This window comes from Amycolatopsis sp. cmx-4-61, assembly GCF_046548775.1.
Taxonomy (GTDB): Bacteria; Actinomycetota; Actinomycetes; order Mycobacteriales; family Pseudonocardiaceae; genus Amycolatopsis.
On sequence record NZ_JAEBEI010000004.1, the window covers coordinates 291,833 to 307,295 of the forward strand.

The following is a 15,463-nucleotide window of genomic DNA, read 5'->3' on the forward strand; positions in this document are numbered from 1 at the left end:
GGGCCCCAGTCATTTCAGCTTCGAATTGTCACGTGCGTGCGGGAAATGTATTTTCCGGTTGCGACGCTGGTGATAAAAATGCAGGTCAGACTTATGATCGTGCCGTGTTCCACGGTTTTGCACGTTAGCACGACTATTGCGTTTCCGGTGCCTCGTGCGTTATTCCTGAAGATCGCCACTCCCCGCGCACAGGAGGTCCGCCGATGGCCGAGCTCGTCCCGCCGTCGCACGCTCGCCGGCTGCGGTGCCTGGGGATCGGCGACCCCGACGTCGTCGCCGCGGTCGCGCGCCGCGGCGGCCTTGGCGTACTCGACGGCGCCGATCCGGCGGACCTGCGGCTGGTCGCGGCCCGGGTCCGGGTGCCGTACGCCGTGCGGACGGACGGCCCGCTGCCCGAAGGCCCGGCCTTCGCCGTCCGCACGAAAGCGCCGTGGGCCGGGGCGCTCGCCGAGGTCACGGACGTCGCCACGGCCGCCGAAGCCGTCCGCGGTGGCGCGGCCGGTCTCCTCGCCCGCGGCGGCGAGCTGAGCGACTTCGTGCTGCTGCAACAGCTTCTGAACACCTTCGACGTCCCGGTCTGGGGCAGCGTGGCCGGGCCGCGGACGGCGGTGGGTGCGCTCGCCGGGGGTGCGGCCGGTGTCGTCGTCGGGTCCACAGTGGATGTCGGGGCGATCGTCGGCGCGGCGGTGCCGGAGCCGGTGTTCGGCACGCGGCTGTGCCGGACCCTGGGCAGTGCGCTGCCGATCGTCCAGGGCCCGATGACGCGGGTGAGCGACCAGCCGGGCTTCGCGGCCGCCGTCGCCGACGCGGGCGGGTTTCCCTTCGTCGCCGTGGCCACGGCGAACGGCGAACGCACCGCCGAGCTGCTCGCCCGGACCGCCGGGCGCCTCGGCGACCGGCCGTGGGGCGCGGGCATCCTCGGCTTCGTGCCCGACGACCTGCGCGCCGCCCAGCTCGCGGCGATCCAGGCGGCGCGACCGCGGTGCGTGCTGGTCGCGGGCGGGAAACCCGGCCAGGCCAAGGCGCTGGAGGCCGAGGGCATCGCGACGTTCCTGCACGTGCCTTCGCCCATCCTGCTCCGCCAGTACCTCGACGCCGGGGTCCGCCGGTTCGTCTTCGAGGGCGCCGAGTGCGGCGGGCACGTCGGCCCGCGGCCGAGTTTCGAGCTGTGGGAGGAACAACTGGCCGTCCTCGGCGCCGCGAAGGACGTCGAGGTCCTCTTCGCGGGCGGGATCCACGACGCCCGGTCGGCCGCGGTGGTCGCCGCGATGGCGGCGCCGCTCGACGCGGCCGGCGTCCTGATGGGAACGGCTTACCTCTTCACGGAGGAGGCCGTCGAACACGGCGCGATCACCGGGCTGTTCCAGGAGCGCGCGCTCGCCGCGGACGCGACCGTGACGCTGGAAACCGCGCCCGGGCACCGCACGCGGTGCCTGCCCAGCCCGTACACGGCGGAGTTCGCGCAGGTCAAGGCCGGTCTGGGTGACACGCCCGAAGCGTGGCAGCAGCTCGAGGAGCTGAACACCGGGCGCCTGCGCGTCGCCAGCAAGGGCGTGCGCCGTGACGGCCAGTCCCTGGCCGCCGCTACGCAGCTGGCCGAGGGGATGTTCATGGCGGGCGAGGTCGCCGTCCTGCGGGATCGCCGGACGACGATCGCCGAGCTGCACCGCGAGGTCGCTTCCGGAAAGACGTTCGCCCGCCCCGGGGAACCGGTGCCGGACTCCCGCGACATCGCGATCATCGGCATGGCCTGCACGTTCCCCGGCGCGCGCGACCTGCCGGCGTTCTGGTCGAACGTCCTGCGCGGTGCCGACGCCGTCACCGAAGTGCCCCGCGAACGCTGGGACCCGGACGTCTACTTCGGACAGTCGACGTCGAAGTGGGGCGGGTTCCTGCCCGCGCTGGACGTCGACCCCCTCGCATTCGGCATTCCGCCGTCGGCGATGGGCAGCATCGACCCGGCGCAGCTGGTGTCCCTGGAAACCGCGCGCCGCGCCCTGGCCGACGCCGGCTACGCGAACCGGGACTTCGACCGCGAGCGCACGAGCGTCGTGTTCGGGGCCGAGGCGGGCGGTGACCTGGCGAACGCGGGCACGCTGCGGTCACTGCTCGACGGCTATCTCGACGAGGTACCGCCCGAACTGCTCGCCCAGCTACCGGAACCGACCGAGGACACCTTCCCGGGCACGCTGGCCAACGTCATCTCCGGCCGGATCGCCAACCGGCTCGATCTCGGCGGCGCGAACTACACGGTGGACGCCGCCTGCGGGTCGTCGCTGGCCGCGCTCGACCTCGCGGCGAAGGAACTGCGCGCGGGAACGAGCTCGCTGGTCCTCTGCGGCGCGGTCGACCTGCACAACGGGATTCACGACTACCTGATGTTCACCTCGGCGGGGGCGTTGTCCCCGACGGGCCGCTGCCGCCCGTTCGACGCGGCGGCCGACGGCATCGCACTCGGCGAGGGGGTGGCGTGCCTGGTCCTCAAGCGACGGTCCGACGCGGAGCGCGACGGTGACCGGATCTACGCGCTGGTCAAGGGAATCGGTGCGGCGAGCGACGGCAAGGCCCTCGGCCTGACGGCGCCCCGGCCGGACGGCCAGCGCCGCGCGCTGGAGCGGGCGTACCGGGACGCGGGAGTGTCCCCGGTGGACGTCGGCCTGGTCGAGGCCCACGGCACGGGAACGGTGGTGGGCGACGCGACGGAACTGCGGACGCTGACCGGCTTCTTCACCGACGCCGGCGCCGCCCCGGGGACGTGCGTGCTGGGCTCGGTGAAGAGCCAGATCGGTCACACGAAGTGCGCGGCGGGACTGGCCGGGCTGATCAAGGCCGCGCTGGCGCTGTGGCACGAGGTGGTCCCGCCGACCCTGCACCTGAGCAGCCCGAACGAGGAGTGGGACGTGACGGCGAGCCCGTTCACGTTCACGACGAGCGCCCGCCCGTGGGCCACCCCGGCCCGGCTGGCGGGGGTGAGCGCGTTCGGTTTCGGCGGGACGAACTTCCACGCGGTCCTGGCCGCGGCTCCGGTGGCCCCGGACCGGCGGCACGGCCTGCGCGACTGGGCACCGGCGGCGGAGAAAGCGCTGACGGAGCTGGAACGTGCGGTGGCGGAGCGGGGGCCGCACAGCCGCCCCGGCAAGATCGCCTTCCTCTTCCCCGGCCAAGGCAGCCAGCGCACCGGCATGCTGGCCGAGCTCTTCGTCCACTTCCCCGAACTCGCCGAGCTCCTCCGCCTCGCGCCCGACATCGCCGTCAAGGCCTTTCCGCCGCACGCCTTCACCGCCGAGGCCGCGGACGCCCAAGAGGCCGCCCTCACCGATACCCGCGTTGCCCAGCCGGCGCTCGGGCTCGTCGAAACCGCCGTGGCCCGGCTGCTCGCCCAGCTCAACGTCCGGCCCGACTTCCTCGCCGGGCACAGCTACGGCGAACTCGTCGCCCTCTCGGTCGCCGGGGCCTTCGACACCGAGACCCTCCTGGACCTCAGCCGGGCGCGGGCGCAAGCCATCGCCCAGGTCGCCCAGCCCGGCACGATGGCCGCCGTCAGAGCGGCGCGAGATGCCCTCACCCCCACCCTGATCGGTCCGGACGTCGTCGTCGCCAACCACAACGCCCCCGAACAGGTCGTCCTCTCCGGGCCCGGTCCCGCCGTCGAACGCGCCATCCGGCGGCTCCGGGAAACCGGCATCAGCGCCCAGCGGATCCCCGTTTCCTGCGCCTTCCACAGTCCGCTGGTCGCCGGCGCCGGTGACGTCTTCGCCCGGGAACTGGCCGGAGCGGTAATCGGGAACCCGCGGAAACCGGTGTGGGCGAACCGGACGGCGAAGCCGTACCAGGACGACGTCGGCGAGGAACTGGCCGCGCAAATCGGCGCTCCGGTGCGGTTTCTCGACCAGATCGAGGCCATGTACGCGGCCGGGGCGCGCATCTTCGTCGAAGCCGGGCCCGGGCGCGTCCTCTCGCGACTGGTGAAGGACATCCTCGGCGACCGGCCGCACACCGTCGTCGCCTGCGGGCCCGACCTGACCGCCTTCCTGACCGCGCTGCGGACACTCGCCGAAGCCGGCGTGGACGTCCGTACCGAACGGCTGACCCGGCCGCAGCCGCCCGAACCGTCCGCCACCGCCTGGGCCGTGGACGGGCGGTCCGCCCGCGCGCCCGGCTCGGACGCCCCCGCCCTGCCGACGGCCCGACGAATCCGGAGTACCGCCATGACCCAGCCCGCGCCCGGCCGTGACCAGGCGATCGTGGACTTCCTGCGCACCACCCGCGAGCTCGTCGCCGCCCAGCGGGAAGTCATGCTCGGCTACCTCGGCAGCGCGCCCGCCGTTCCGGCCCCGCTGCCGGTGGTCAGCGAGAAGCCCGTGGCCGAACTCGAGGAAGAACCCGAAGCAGAACCAGAAGACGTCATGAGCACCGTGATCGGCGTGATCAGCGAACGCACCGGCTACCCGGCCGACATGATCGCCGCCGACCTCGACCTCGAGGCCGACCTCTCGATCGATTCCATCAAGCGCACCGAAATCGCGGGCACCCTGCTGTCCCGGCTGGGCCTGCCCGCCGACGACCGCACCGACCAGCTCAGCCGCGGCCGCACGGCGAACGCCCTCGCCGCGCACCTCGAAAGCTGGCTGAACCCCACGCCGGCCGCGGCCGCGCCCACGCGGTACCGGCTCGAGCGGGTGCCCGTGCCGCTGGATCCCGACCCCGGGCGGCTGCGGGGGAAGAGCGTGGCCGCGCCGGACGAAGCCGTGCGGGCCGCCTTCGCCGCGGCCGGGGCGGAGATCGTCACCGGGGACGCGGACATCACCGTCCTGTTCGCCCGCGACCTCACGGAGGTGTTCACCCGGCTCAAGGCGCTGCGGGGGGACGTCTTCGTGGCGGCGGCGCCGGACACCGTGCCCGGGCTGCGGGGACTGGTGCGGTCCGCCGCGCTGGAGCGCGCCGGGGTGACCCGGCTCGTCGAGGTCACCCAGGACGTGGCGAAAACGCTGGTGGACGAAGCCCTCAGCGACGGCCCCGCGGTCGTCGGCCACGACAACGCCGGCCGCTTCACGATCGAGCCGCGACCGGCGGACCTGCCCTCGATCGCCTACTCCGGCGCCGGTCCGGGCGGCGGTGAACTCGCCGCGCTGGGCCTCGGCCCGGAGTCCGTCGTCCTGCTGGTCGGCGGAGCCCGCGGCATCACCGCCCGGGCGGCGGTCGCGTTCGCCGCCGCCGGCTGCCGGCTGGTACTCGCCGGACGGACCCCGTGGCCGGGCGAGCCGGACGACCTGCCCGTAGACCCCACGGCGATGCGCGCGGTGCTGGCCGGCCGCGGTGGCCCGGTCGCCGAGATCGAACGCCGCGTCCGGACCGTCCTGGCCCAGCGCGAGATCGCCCGTACCCTCGACGAGATCCGCGCCGCGGGCGGCAACCCGAGCTACACCTCGCTCGACGTGCGCGACCCGGACGCCGTGCGGCACCTCGTCGAGGAACTCCCCACCCGGCTCGACGGCGTCGTCTTCGCGGCCGGGGTGATCGACGACAAGCTCATGGCGGACAAGGACGAAACGTCGTTCCGGACGGTGTACGAGACCAAAGCGGACGGCGCCGGAGCACTGCTCGGCGCGCTCGGCGCGCTCGGCGCCGAGCCCGGGTTCGTCGCGTTCTTCGGCAGCATCGCCGCGGTCCTCGGCAACCGCGGCCAGACCGACTACGCCGCCGCGAACGACGCGCTCGAGACGATCGGCGCGAACTGGCCCGGCCGCGCGGTGACCGTCCACTGGGGACCGTGGGCACCGGCCGCCGACCACGGCGGCATGGTGTCGCCGGAGCTGGCGCGCGAGTACGAACGCCGGGACGTCGCCCTGCTCGACCCGGCCGAGGCCACCGCCGCCCTGCTGCGCGAGCTCGCCTACGGCACGGACCGTGCGGTGCTCTACACGGCGTCGCTGTGGTGACCCCGGTCGCCATCGTCGGCATGGGCGTGTTCCTGCCGGGTGCGTCCACGGTGGACCAGTACTGGCAGAACCTGGTGGAGGGCACCGACGCCGTCACAGACATCCCGAAGCACCGCCGGGACCCGGGGTTCCACGGCCGTGACGGCGCCGCGCCGGACCGCACCCACGGCCGCCGCGGCGGCTTCACCCCGGACACCCTGGACTTCGACGCGGTCGCCCACGGCGTTCCGCCCACCTCCCTCGAGGGCACCGAGCCGGACCAGCTGACGGCGCTGGCCGTCGCCGTCGGCGCGGTCGGGGACGCCGGTGGCCTCGGCCGGCTCGGCGACCCCGAGCGGATCGGGGTCGTGCTCGGCCGTGGCGGGTACCTCTCGCCCGGCCTGCAGGGCTTCGACCAGCGGGTCCGGACCGTCCGGCAGATCACCCGCACGGTCGGCGAGCTGATGCCGTCGGCCGGGCCCGCTGTCCTCGACCGGCTGCGGACAGCCCTGCTGGCACCGCTCGGCGAGTTCCGGCCCGAGACCGCCGCCGGGCTGGTGCCGAACCTCGCCGCCGCCCGCGTGGCCAACCGGCTCGACCTCGGCGGCCCGGCGTACACGGTGGACGCCGCCTGCGCGTCTTCGCTGGTGGCCGTGGACCAGGCGATCGGCGAGCTGACCCGCGGCCGCTGCGACGCCGTCCTCGCGGGCGGGGCGCACCAGACGCAGGACGACACGCTGTGGTCGCTGTTCACCCAGCTCGGCGCGCTGTCGCCGAGCCAGCGGATCAGCCCGCTGTCCCGCGACGCGGACGGCATGCTCATCGGCGAAGGCACCGCGATCGTCGTGCTCAAGCGGCTGGCCGACGCCCGCCGCGACGGCGACCGCGTGTACGCCGTGATCCGCGGCTGCGGCACGTCGAGCGACGGGCGGGGCGCGGGCCTGCTCAGCCCGTCCGTCGCCGGGCAGACCCTCGCCCTGCGCCGGGCCTGGGACTGGGCGGGACGGGATCCGGCGGAAATCGGCCTGCTGGAGGCCCACGGCACCGCCACCCCGGCCGGGGACGCCGCCGAGCTGACCACCGTCGCCGACGTCTTCGGCCCGGCCGCCGGGCCGCGCGCGGTGATCGGCTCGGTCAAGTCGATGATCGGGCACACGCTGCCGACCGCCGGGGTCGCCGGGCTGGTCAAGGTCGCCCTCGCGCTGCACCACGGCGTCCTGCCGCCGACGCTGCACTGCGCCGATCCGAACCCGCTGCTCGACAAGACCCGGTTCCGGGTACTGGCCGAGGCGCAGCCGTGGGGGGCGCTGCCGCGGGTGGCCGCGGTCAACGCGTTCGGCTTCGGCGGCATCAACGCCCACGTCGTGCTCGAAGCCGGCGACCCGGCACCGAAGCGACGCGTGCGCGTCGACGAGCCGGAACGCGTGCTGCGCCTGGCCGCGCGCACGCCGGAGGACCTGCTCGACCAGCTCGACCGGCTCGACCGGTCCGGCCCGGGTGACGGCCCGTGCCGGCTCGGGATCGTCGGCCCGGACGAGCGCAAGCGGGCCACGGCCCGCCGGGTGATCGCCAAGGTGGCGGCCGACGGGCGGTCGTGGCACGGCGCCGGCGACGTCTGGTGCAGCGTGGACCCCCTCCTGCCGGGCGGCAAGACGGCGTTCGTCCACCCGGGACTGGAAGCGGGTGCCGAGCCGCGCCTGGGCGACGTCGTGCAGCACTTCGGCCTTGACCGTCCACAGTGGTCGACGGCGAGCGTGCTCGACCGCGCGGCGAGCGTGTCGGCGGCCGGGCTGCTGCTGGGCGAAGTCCTGCAGCGGCTGGCGATCCGGCCGGACGCGCTCGCTGGGCACAGCGTCGGGGAGTGGACCGCGATGCAGGCCGCCGGGATGTACCGGGCGGCACCGGACGCCGTGGCGCGGTACTGGCCGGACGGCTTCGAGCTGCCCGAGGCGGACTACCTCGTGCTGGGCGCTCCGGCGGCGCAGGTGACCGGGCTGCTGCCCGCCGACCTCGTCGTCTCGCACGAGAACGCGGCCAAGCAGACGATCGTGTGCGGACCGCCGGCCGCCGTCACCGGCTTCGCCGAGACCTGCCGTAGCCGGGGCATCGTGGCCACGACGCTGCCGTTCCGCTCCGGCTTCCACACCCCGCTGATGCGGCCACACCTCGCGCCCTTCGCCCGGCTCGCCGCCGACCTGGACCTGCGGGCGCCGGCGCTGCCGGTGTGGTCGGCGACGACCGCGCGGCCGTATCCCGCCGCGCCGGACGAGGTCCGCCGGCTCTACCTGGACCACCTGCTGCGCCCGGTCCGGTTCCGGGCGCTGACCGAGGCGCTGCACGACGCCGGGTTCCGGGTGTTCGTGCAGGTCGGCGCGGGGCAGCTCGGCTCCTACGTCACCGACACGCTCGGCGAGCGGCGGCACCTGGTCGTCGCGGCCGCGTCCGGCACCCGGCCGGGGCTCGCGCAGTTGCGGCGCCTCGCCACGGCGGTGTGGACCGAGGGCGGCGACCCGGACTTCGCGGCGCTGGAACCGCGGCGGATCCGGCTTTCCACCGGGAACTCCCTGCTCTCGCTGGGGGAATCGGCGCGCGGCCTGCTGCACGAACCGAGCTTGCCCACCGGGGTGCCGGACGCGATCGTCGCCGAGTTCACCGCGTTGCTCACCGAAACCCGCCGGGCCGCGGCCGACGTCGTCGCGGCCGCCCGGCGGCGTTTCGAGTCCACTGTGGATGTCTCGCTCGCGGCGCTGCCGTACCTGCGGGACCACCGGTTCTTCCGGCAGCGCGACGGCTGGCCCGACGAGTCCGACTTCCGGCCGGTGGTACCCGCGACCACCCTGGTCGACCTCGCCTGCCGAGCCGTCGAACGCGCCTGGCCGGGCACGACGGCGGTCGCGGTGCGGGACGCGGTGTTCTCGCGGTGGCTGATCGCGTCCCCGGCGCAGCGGGTGCCGCTCTCGATGGACCGCGAGGACGACCACGTGACCGTCGAGATCGGACCGTACGCGCTGCTGACCGTCGAGCTGGGGACCCGCACCCCGCCGCCGCCGCGGACCGCGGTGCCCGGGCCGGAGACCACGCCGCCGCTGACCGCGGCCGAGGTCTACGCGCGGCGCGAGATGTTCCACGGCCCGGCGTACCAGGGGCTGTCCCGGCTGACCGGCCTCGGTGAGCGGCACATCCGCGGCGAACTGGTCGTCCCGGAAGCGCCCGGCGGCCTGCTCGACAACGTCGGCCAGCTGCTCGGGTGCTGGCTGATGGCCAGCCGGTCCGAGGACCTGCTCGCGTTCCCGCGCTCGATCGGCCGGCTGACGTGGCACGGCCCCGAACCGGCGCCCGGCACGCGGCTCGAGTGCCTGGTGCGGGTCCGGCTCCCGCGGCCGGACGTCCTCGAGATGGACGCCGAACTGGTCTCGGACAGCCGGGTGCTGGCGAGCATCGAAGGCTGGCGGGACGTCCGGTTCCCCTGCGACCGCGCCGCTCACCGCGTCTACGCGTTCCCGGCGGAAAACCTCCTGGGCGAACGGCGGGAGGACGGCTCGGTCGCCGTCACCGACCGCTGGCCCACGGTCGCCGCACGGGACATCTACGCCGGGATCTACCTCAGTGCGGAAGAACGCGCCGAGTTCGCTGCCGTCCCGCCGCGGCAGCAGCGCGGCTGGCTGCTGCGGCGGATCGCCGTCAAGGACGCCGTCCGAGCTCAGCTCGACGAACCCGTCTACCCGGCGGAGCTCCGCGGCCACGACGACGGCACGGTGTCCGGGCACCACCGGGACCTGCCGCGGTTCGCCGTCTCCGTCGAACTGGCCGGGGACACCGCCATCGCCCACGTCAGGAGCACTTCATGACCATCGACCACGCGTCCGCCACCTTCGACGTCGTCGCCGAACTGCTCGCCGAGCTCGTCGGCGACGCCGAGGTGCTCGGCATCGAGATCACGCCGGACACGACGTTCCACGAAGACCTGCAGCTGGAGAGCATCGACCTGGTGACGTTCGCGAGCATCCTCGCCGAGCACTTCGGCGCCGACGTCAATCTCGCCGAGTACCTGGCGGAGAAGGACCTCGACGACGTCATCGGGCTGACCGTCGGCGACATCGCCCGGTTCGTGGGGGAGCGCACGTGCCCACGATGACCGTCAACGGGCTGCGCACCAACGTGCAGCTCGTGCCCGCCGGCGGCAGCGAGACCGTGGTGTTCCTGCACGGCATGGGCACCGACAGCCTGGCGAGCTTCTACCTCACCCTCGCGCCGCCGGTCGCGGCCGCCGGCATCGACGTGATCAGCTACGACCTGCGCGGCCACGGCAAGACCGAGCGACCGGAGCGCGGGTACACGCTCGGGGACTTCGTCGCCGACCTCGACGACCTGCTGCGCCAGCTCGGCGTCGACCGGCCGGTGCACCTGGTGGGCAACAGCTTCGGCGGCACGCTGGCCTACAGCTACGCCGTCGCCTGCCCGGAACGCGTGCGCAGCATCGTGTGCATCGAGTCCGAGCCCGCCACCGAGGTGTGGGCGGAGAAGATGAGCGCGATCCTCGCGCACACCGTGCGGTTCCTGCAGGTGGAGGAGAGCTTCGACTGGATCGAAGCGAACTTCGGCGCGCACCACCGGCGCCTCGCGCGGCTGGCGGCCGAGCGGATCACGTCGACGAAGATGGCCGAGGAAGTGCCGCTCGGGCCGTTGCTGACCTGGGAGCAGGTGGCGGCGATCGGCTGCCCGGTGCTGTCCATCCTGGGCAGTCACGGCTACCAGGCCGACGACCTCGAAGCGCTGACTTCTGTGCTGCCGAACGGCGAGCTGCACGTGTTCGAGGGCCAGGGGCATTCGGTGCTGGTGGAGCAGCACCGGGAGGTCCGCGAGCTGGTGCTGAAGTGGGTCGAACGGCACGCGGGGTGAGGTTCCTGGTGGTCGTGCCGCCACTGGCCGGGCACGTTACGCCGTTGCGCGCGGTGGCTTCGGAGCTTTCGTCGCGGGGCCACCCCGTGGCTTGGTGCGGTCCGGAGCCCGCGCTGTCCACTTTGGTCTCCGGGCCGGTGTTCCCGGCCGGGGATTCGGAGCCGTTCGACCCGGCGTTGCGGCCGCCGGAACTACGCGGGTTCGCCGCGCTGAAGTACCTGTGGGAGTCGTACCTGGTGCCGCTGGCCGACGCGATGGCGCCCGGGGTCGCGGCCGCGGTGGCCGCTTTCGCGCCGGACGTCGTCGTGGTGGACCAGCAGGCGATGGCGGGGGCGCTGGTCGCCGCGCGGTCGGGACTCCCGTGGGCGACCTCGGCGTCGACGTCGACCGAGCTGGCCGATCCGCTCGGGTCGTTGCCGAAGATCGCGTCCTGGGTTTCCGGCCTCCAGGCCGGGTTGCGGGCCCGCCACGGCGTCCTGCTCGGTGACCTGCGGTTTTCCCCGCACCTGGTGCTGGCCTTCACGACCCGGGCGCTGGCCGGGGAGTCCCGGCTGGCGGTGCCGGTGTCGTACGTCGGCCCGGCGCTGCCCGCGGCGTCGGGCGAATGGTCTGTTGTGGACGATCGCCCGCTCGTCGTGGTGACGCTGGGAACGTCGAACGCGGCGGCCGGAGCGCGGTTCCTCGCCGAGAGCGTGGACGCGCTCGCCGGGATGCCGTCGGTGCGGGGGCTCGTGGTGGACCCGTCGGGCGAGCTGGTGAGCGAGCGCGTGCAGCTGGCGCGCTGGATCCCGCAGCCGGCGGTGTTCGAGCGCGCCTCGGTGGTGGTCTGCCACGGCGGCCACAACACGGTGTGCGAAGCGCTTTCGTCGGGCGTGCCGCTGGTGGTGGCCCCGATCCGCGACGACCAGTCGATGCTGGCCCAGCAGGTGGTGACGGCCGCGGCGGGCGTCCGGGTGCGGTTCGACCGCGCCAAGGCGCCGGAGATCCGCAAGGCGATCGAGTCGGCGGCCCGGTACCGCCCGGGCGCGGAGAAGATCCGCGACTCGTTCGCGGCCGCCGGGGGAGCCCGGGAGGCGGCGACCCGCTTGGAGTCCCTCGGTTAGCCGCGGGCCCGGAAGGTGCGGGCGGCCAGGAACGAGCCCGCCACCGCCGCCACCGCCGCTATCGCCAGCGCCGCCGCCAGGGACCAGCCGAGCGGGCGGCCCAGGGCGAGCGCGCGGGTCGCGTCGATCGCGTACGTCAGCGGGTTCACCGTCGAGACCGCGCGGACCCACGCCGGCATCGTGTCCAGGGGCATGTACGCGCTCGAGGAGAACATCAGCGGGAACATCACCACGAACGACGCCGCCTGGAGCGTCTCCGCCTTGCGCAGCCACGTCGTGATCGCCACGAACACCCAGCTCAGGCACCAGCCGACCACCAGCGTCAGCACCAGCGCCAGGCCCAGGCCGGCCACCCCGCCCGCCGGGCGGAAGCCCAGGAAGACCACGCTCGCCAGGGCCGTCACCACCAGTTGCACGCCCAGCCGCGCCGAGTCCGCCAGCGTCCGGGCCACCAGGACCGAGGACAGCGAGATCGGCAGGCACCGCAGCCGTCCGGTGAAGCCGCCGTAGATCTCCGCCAGCAGGCCCGCTCCCGAACTCATCGCCGTCGTCATCGCGATGTTGACCAGCGTGGCCGGCACCAGGAAGTTCACGTAACCCTGGTACGCCGCCACCCCCGGCAGCGCCCCGACGCCGCTGAAGACCTGGCTGAACAACAGCAGCAGCACCACCGGCTGCAGCAGGCCGAAGAAGACGAGCCGCCGGTCGCCGAACGCCGTGCGCAGGGAGCGGGCCGTGAGGACCCGGACCTGCGTCCAGAAGCCGGCTTCGGGCCAGGCCGTGGGGTCGCCGAGCGCGGCGACGGCCGCGTGGTGGCGGGACCGGGTCACGACGCCGCCCGGTGCAGCGAAAGGTAGACGTCGTCGAGCGTCGGCTCGGTCACCGTCAGGTCCCGCAGCGGCGCACCCGCCGCGTCGAGCGCGCGGACCAGCACCGGGATGTCACCCGGGCCGGACAGTGGCGCGGTGAGCACGAGCCCGGCCCGGCCGGCCGCGAGCCCCAGGCGCGACAACGCGTCCACCGCGCGCCGCAGCGCGAGCTCGGTGCCGAACGTGCACGTCGCGGTCCGGGTGCCGAGCCGGGCCTTCAGCTGCGCCGGTGTCCCCGCCACGGTGATGTGCCCGAAGCCGAGGACGACGACGTGGTCGGCCAGCCGGTCCGCCTCCTCGAGGTACTGGGTGGTGAGCACCACGGTCGTGCCGCGCGCGGCGAGACCCTCGACGATCGTCCACAGCCCCGCCCGGCTCACCGGGTCCAGGCCGGTGGTCGGCTCGTCGAGGAAGAGCACCTGCGGCGCGCCGACCAGGCCCGCAGCCAGGTCCAGCCGGCGCCGCATCCCGCCCGAGTACGTCCCGGCCGGGCGCTCGGCCGCGTCTTCGAGGCCGAAGGCGGCGATCAGCTCGGCGGCCCGGGCGAGGGCCTGCCGCGGCCGGGCGCCCAGCAGCCGCGCGATCAGCACGAGGTTCCCGCGGCCGGACAGCGCGTCGTCGACCGCGGCGAACTGCCCGGTCACGCCGATCCGCCGCCGGACCGCGCGGCCGCGCTGCACGACGTCGTACCCGCAGACCCGGGCGCTGCCCGCGCTCGGCCGCACGCGGGTGCTGAGGATGTCGAGCAACGTGGTCTTCCCGGCGCCGTTGTGGCCGAGGACCGCCAGCACCGCGCCGCGGGCGACGGTGAGGTTGATCCCGGCGAGCGCGGTGACCGCGCCGTACTGCTTGGCGAGGTCCGTCACGGCGATGACCGGCTGGGACATGGCCGCTCCTTTCCTGGCCCCGGAAAAGGTATCCGGACCGAGCCCTGCTGATCAAGAAGAACGCCGTCATCCGCCGCGGGAGTGACAATTTCCGGGTAATCGGGTAGCACGCGCGTGACAAGGCCTGACCTGCGTGACTCTTCCTGTGCGGGGCGATCTACCGCGCGTGACAAAGAATTCGGAGTGGCTTGTTCACCCGGAAACACGGAGGTAGCTTTGCCGAAATTCCCCCATTTCCGAGGTGGCGACCCGTGAAGTTTTCGTGGAAGTCGAGAAAGCCCGCTTTCGGCCTGGCCGCCGTGACGGCCGCGGGGCTCGCGGCGGCCGTCGCGCTCGTCGGCGCGGGCCCGAGCCAGGCCGCGCCGGTGAGCCTGACGCTCAACTACAACTGCCCGTTCCCGCTGATCGGCGACCAGGTGCTGTCGGTGAAGATCGACACGAACCTGCCCGAGAACGCCGTCGCGGGTGCCGCTTCGACGCCGATCACCTTCGACGTCGACGTCACCGTGCCGGAGACCGCCACCGAGGGCCTGGCCCTGGTCGGCGCCACTTCGCTGGACGGCTCGGCGAAGGCCGCGGCCGTGCTCAAGTACCCGGTCGACAAGACGCTGAACCTGAACCTGCCGCTGACGATCGCCTCGACGCCGGTGCCGCCGTCGGGCGCGTTCCACGTCAAGAGCAGCGGCAAGGCGCCGGCGGTGACGTTCCCCAGCCCCGGTACCGCGTCGGTGACGGTCGGGAACTTCAGCACCACGATGACCCCGCGCACGGCGGACGGCCAGCCGACCGACCTCGGCACGTTCACCTCGGACTGCGTGGCGGTGCCGGGCCAGAACCAGCAGCTGGGCACGTTCGAGATCAAGCCGGCGGGCGGCACCCCAACCCCGACCACCACCCCGACCACGCCCACGACGCCGACCACTGAGCCGACGACTCCGACGACCGAGCCGACCACGCCGACCACCGAGCCGACGACACCGACGACTCCGACGACGGAACCCACGACTCCGACCACGGAACCGACGACGCCCACGACGGAGCCGACCACCCCCACCACACCCACAACTCCGACGACCGAGCCGACTACGCCCACCACTGAGCCGACGACCTCGACGACGGAACCCACGACGCCGACCACGCCGACGACCGAGCCCACGACTCCGACCACGGAACCGACGACGCCCACGACCGAGCCGACGACCCCGACCACGGAACCGACGACCCCGACGACCGAGCCCACGACCCCGACCACCCAGCCGACGACCACTCCGCCGGGCGGCATCGAGGTCAAGTACTCGATCAAGGGCAAGTCTGACCTCAAGCAGCTGCACGCCACGCTGCCCCTCGGCCCGGGCACCCTCGACGCGAAGCTCGACGCGGCCTCCGGCAAGTTCGGTGCCCAGCTCGCGCTGCCGAAGTCGGACGTCCGCTTCCGCGTCCTCGGCTTCATCCCCGCGTCGGCAACGGTGAAGCTGGCCCAGGTCGGCGCGATCAACGGCACGCTCACCGCCGGCGCTGTCAAGGCGGACGCCCGGGTCGACGTCCAGCTGACCAAGGTCCGCGTGTTCGGCTTCCCGATCCTGTCGTCGAACTCCTGCCACACGGTCAAGCCCGCGGACGTGCCGCTCACCTCCGCACCCGGCTTCGACCCGCTCAAGGGCGGCAAGCTCACCGCGACCTACGGCATCCCGCGGTTCACCGGCTGCGGCTTCCTGACCGGCCTGATCAGCGCCCTCACCTCCGGTCCCGGCAACAAGCTGGACGTGACCCTCACCAAGAAGTGACCT

General features: G+C 73.7%; 8 protein-coding genes. 6 read left to right on the forward strand and 2 right to left on the reverse strand.

From position 1 onward, the window contains the following. Positions 1–203: 203 nt before the first annotated feature. The 5 genes from ACLJOU_RS16245 to ACLJOU_RS16265 are packed head-to-tail and all read left to right on the forward strand — an operon-like array spanning position 204 to position 11,920. A complete protein-coding gene (locus ACLJOU_RS16245) occupies positions 204–5,939 on the forward strand; it encodes an SDR family NAD(P)-dependent oxidoreductase (RefSeq protein WP_410568099.1) in 5,736 nt (1,911 codons plus the stop codon). Further along, positions 5,933–9,766: a beta-ketoacyl synthase N-terminal-like domain-containing protein gene (locus ACLJOU_RS16250; protein WP_410568101.1), complete on the forward strand. Its 3,834-nt coding sequence runs from the start codon at positions 5,933–5,935 to the stop codon at positions 9,764–9,766. The genes ACLJOU_RS16245 and ACLJOU_RS16250 overlap by 7 nt, the downstream gene beginning before the upstream one ends. Beyond that, complete coding sequence (locus ACLJOU_RS16255) at positions 9,763–10,053, forward strand: phosphopantetheine-binding protein (protein ID WP_003096809.1); 291 nt, start codon at positions 9,763–9,765, stop codon at positions 10,051–10,053. The genes ACLJOU_RS16250 and ACLJOU_RS16255 overlap by 4 nt, the downstream gene beginning before the upstream one ends. Further along, positions 10,041–10,817, forward strand: coding sequence for an alpha/beta fold hydrolase (locus ACLJOU_RS16260; protein WP_410568103.1), 777 nt, complete (start codon positions 10,041–10,043; stop codon positions 10,815–10,817). Before ACLJOU_RS16255 ends, ACLJOU_RS16260 begins: the two co-directional genes overlap by 13 nt. Continuing rightward, positions 10,814–11,920, forward strand: coding sequence for a glycosyltransferase (locus ACLJOU_RS16265; protein ID WP_410568105.1), 1,107 nt, complete (start codon positions 10,814–10,816; stop codon positions 11,918–11,920). The genes ACLJOU_RS16260 and ACLJOU_RS16265 overlap by 4 nt, the downstream gene beginning before the upstream one ends. On the opposite strand, the gene ACLJOU_RS16270 is transcribed toward ACLJOU_RS16265, so the two are convergent. Together ACLJOU_RS16270 and ACLJOU_RS16275 are read right to left on the reverse strand one after the other, a co-directional pair. Beyond that, positions 11,917–12,750: an ABC transporter permease gene (locus tag ACLJOU_RS16270; RefSeq protein WP_410568107.1), complete on the reverse strand. Its 834-nt coding sequence runs from the start codon at positions 12,748–12,750 to the stop codon at positions 11,917–11,919. The genes ACLJOU_RS16265 and ACLJOU_RS16270 overlap by 4 nt on opposite strands. Beyond that, entirely contained in the window at positions 12,747–13,676 is a 930-nt protein-coding gene (locus ACLJOU_RS16275; protein ID WP_410568109.1) for an ATP-binding cassette domain-containing protein, read from the reverse strand. Before ACLJOU_RS16275 ends, ACLJOU_RS16270 begins: the two co-directional genes overlap by 4 nt. Before the next feature lie 251 nt (positions 13,677–13,927). Between ACLJOU_RS16275 and ACLJOU_RS16280 the strand changes: the two genes are divergently transcribed. Next, positions 13,928–15,460, forward strand: coding sequence for a DUF6801 domain-containing protein (locus ACLJOU_RS16280; RefSeq protein ID WP_410568111.1), 1,533 nt, complete (start codon positions 13,928–13,930; stop codon positions 15,458–15,460). Positions 15,461–15,463 lie beyond the last annotated feature (3 nt).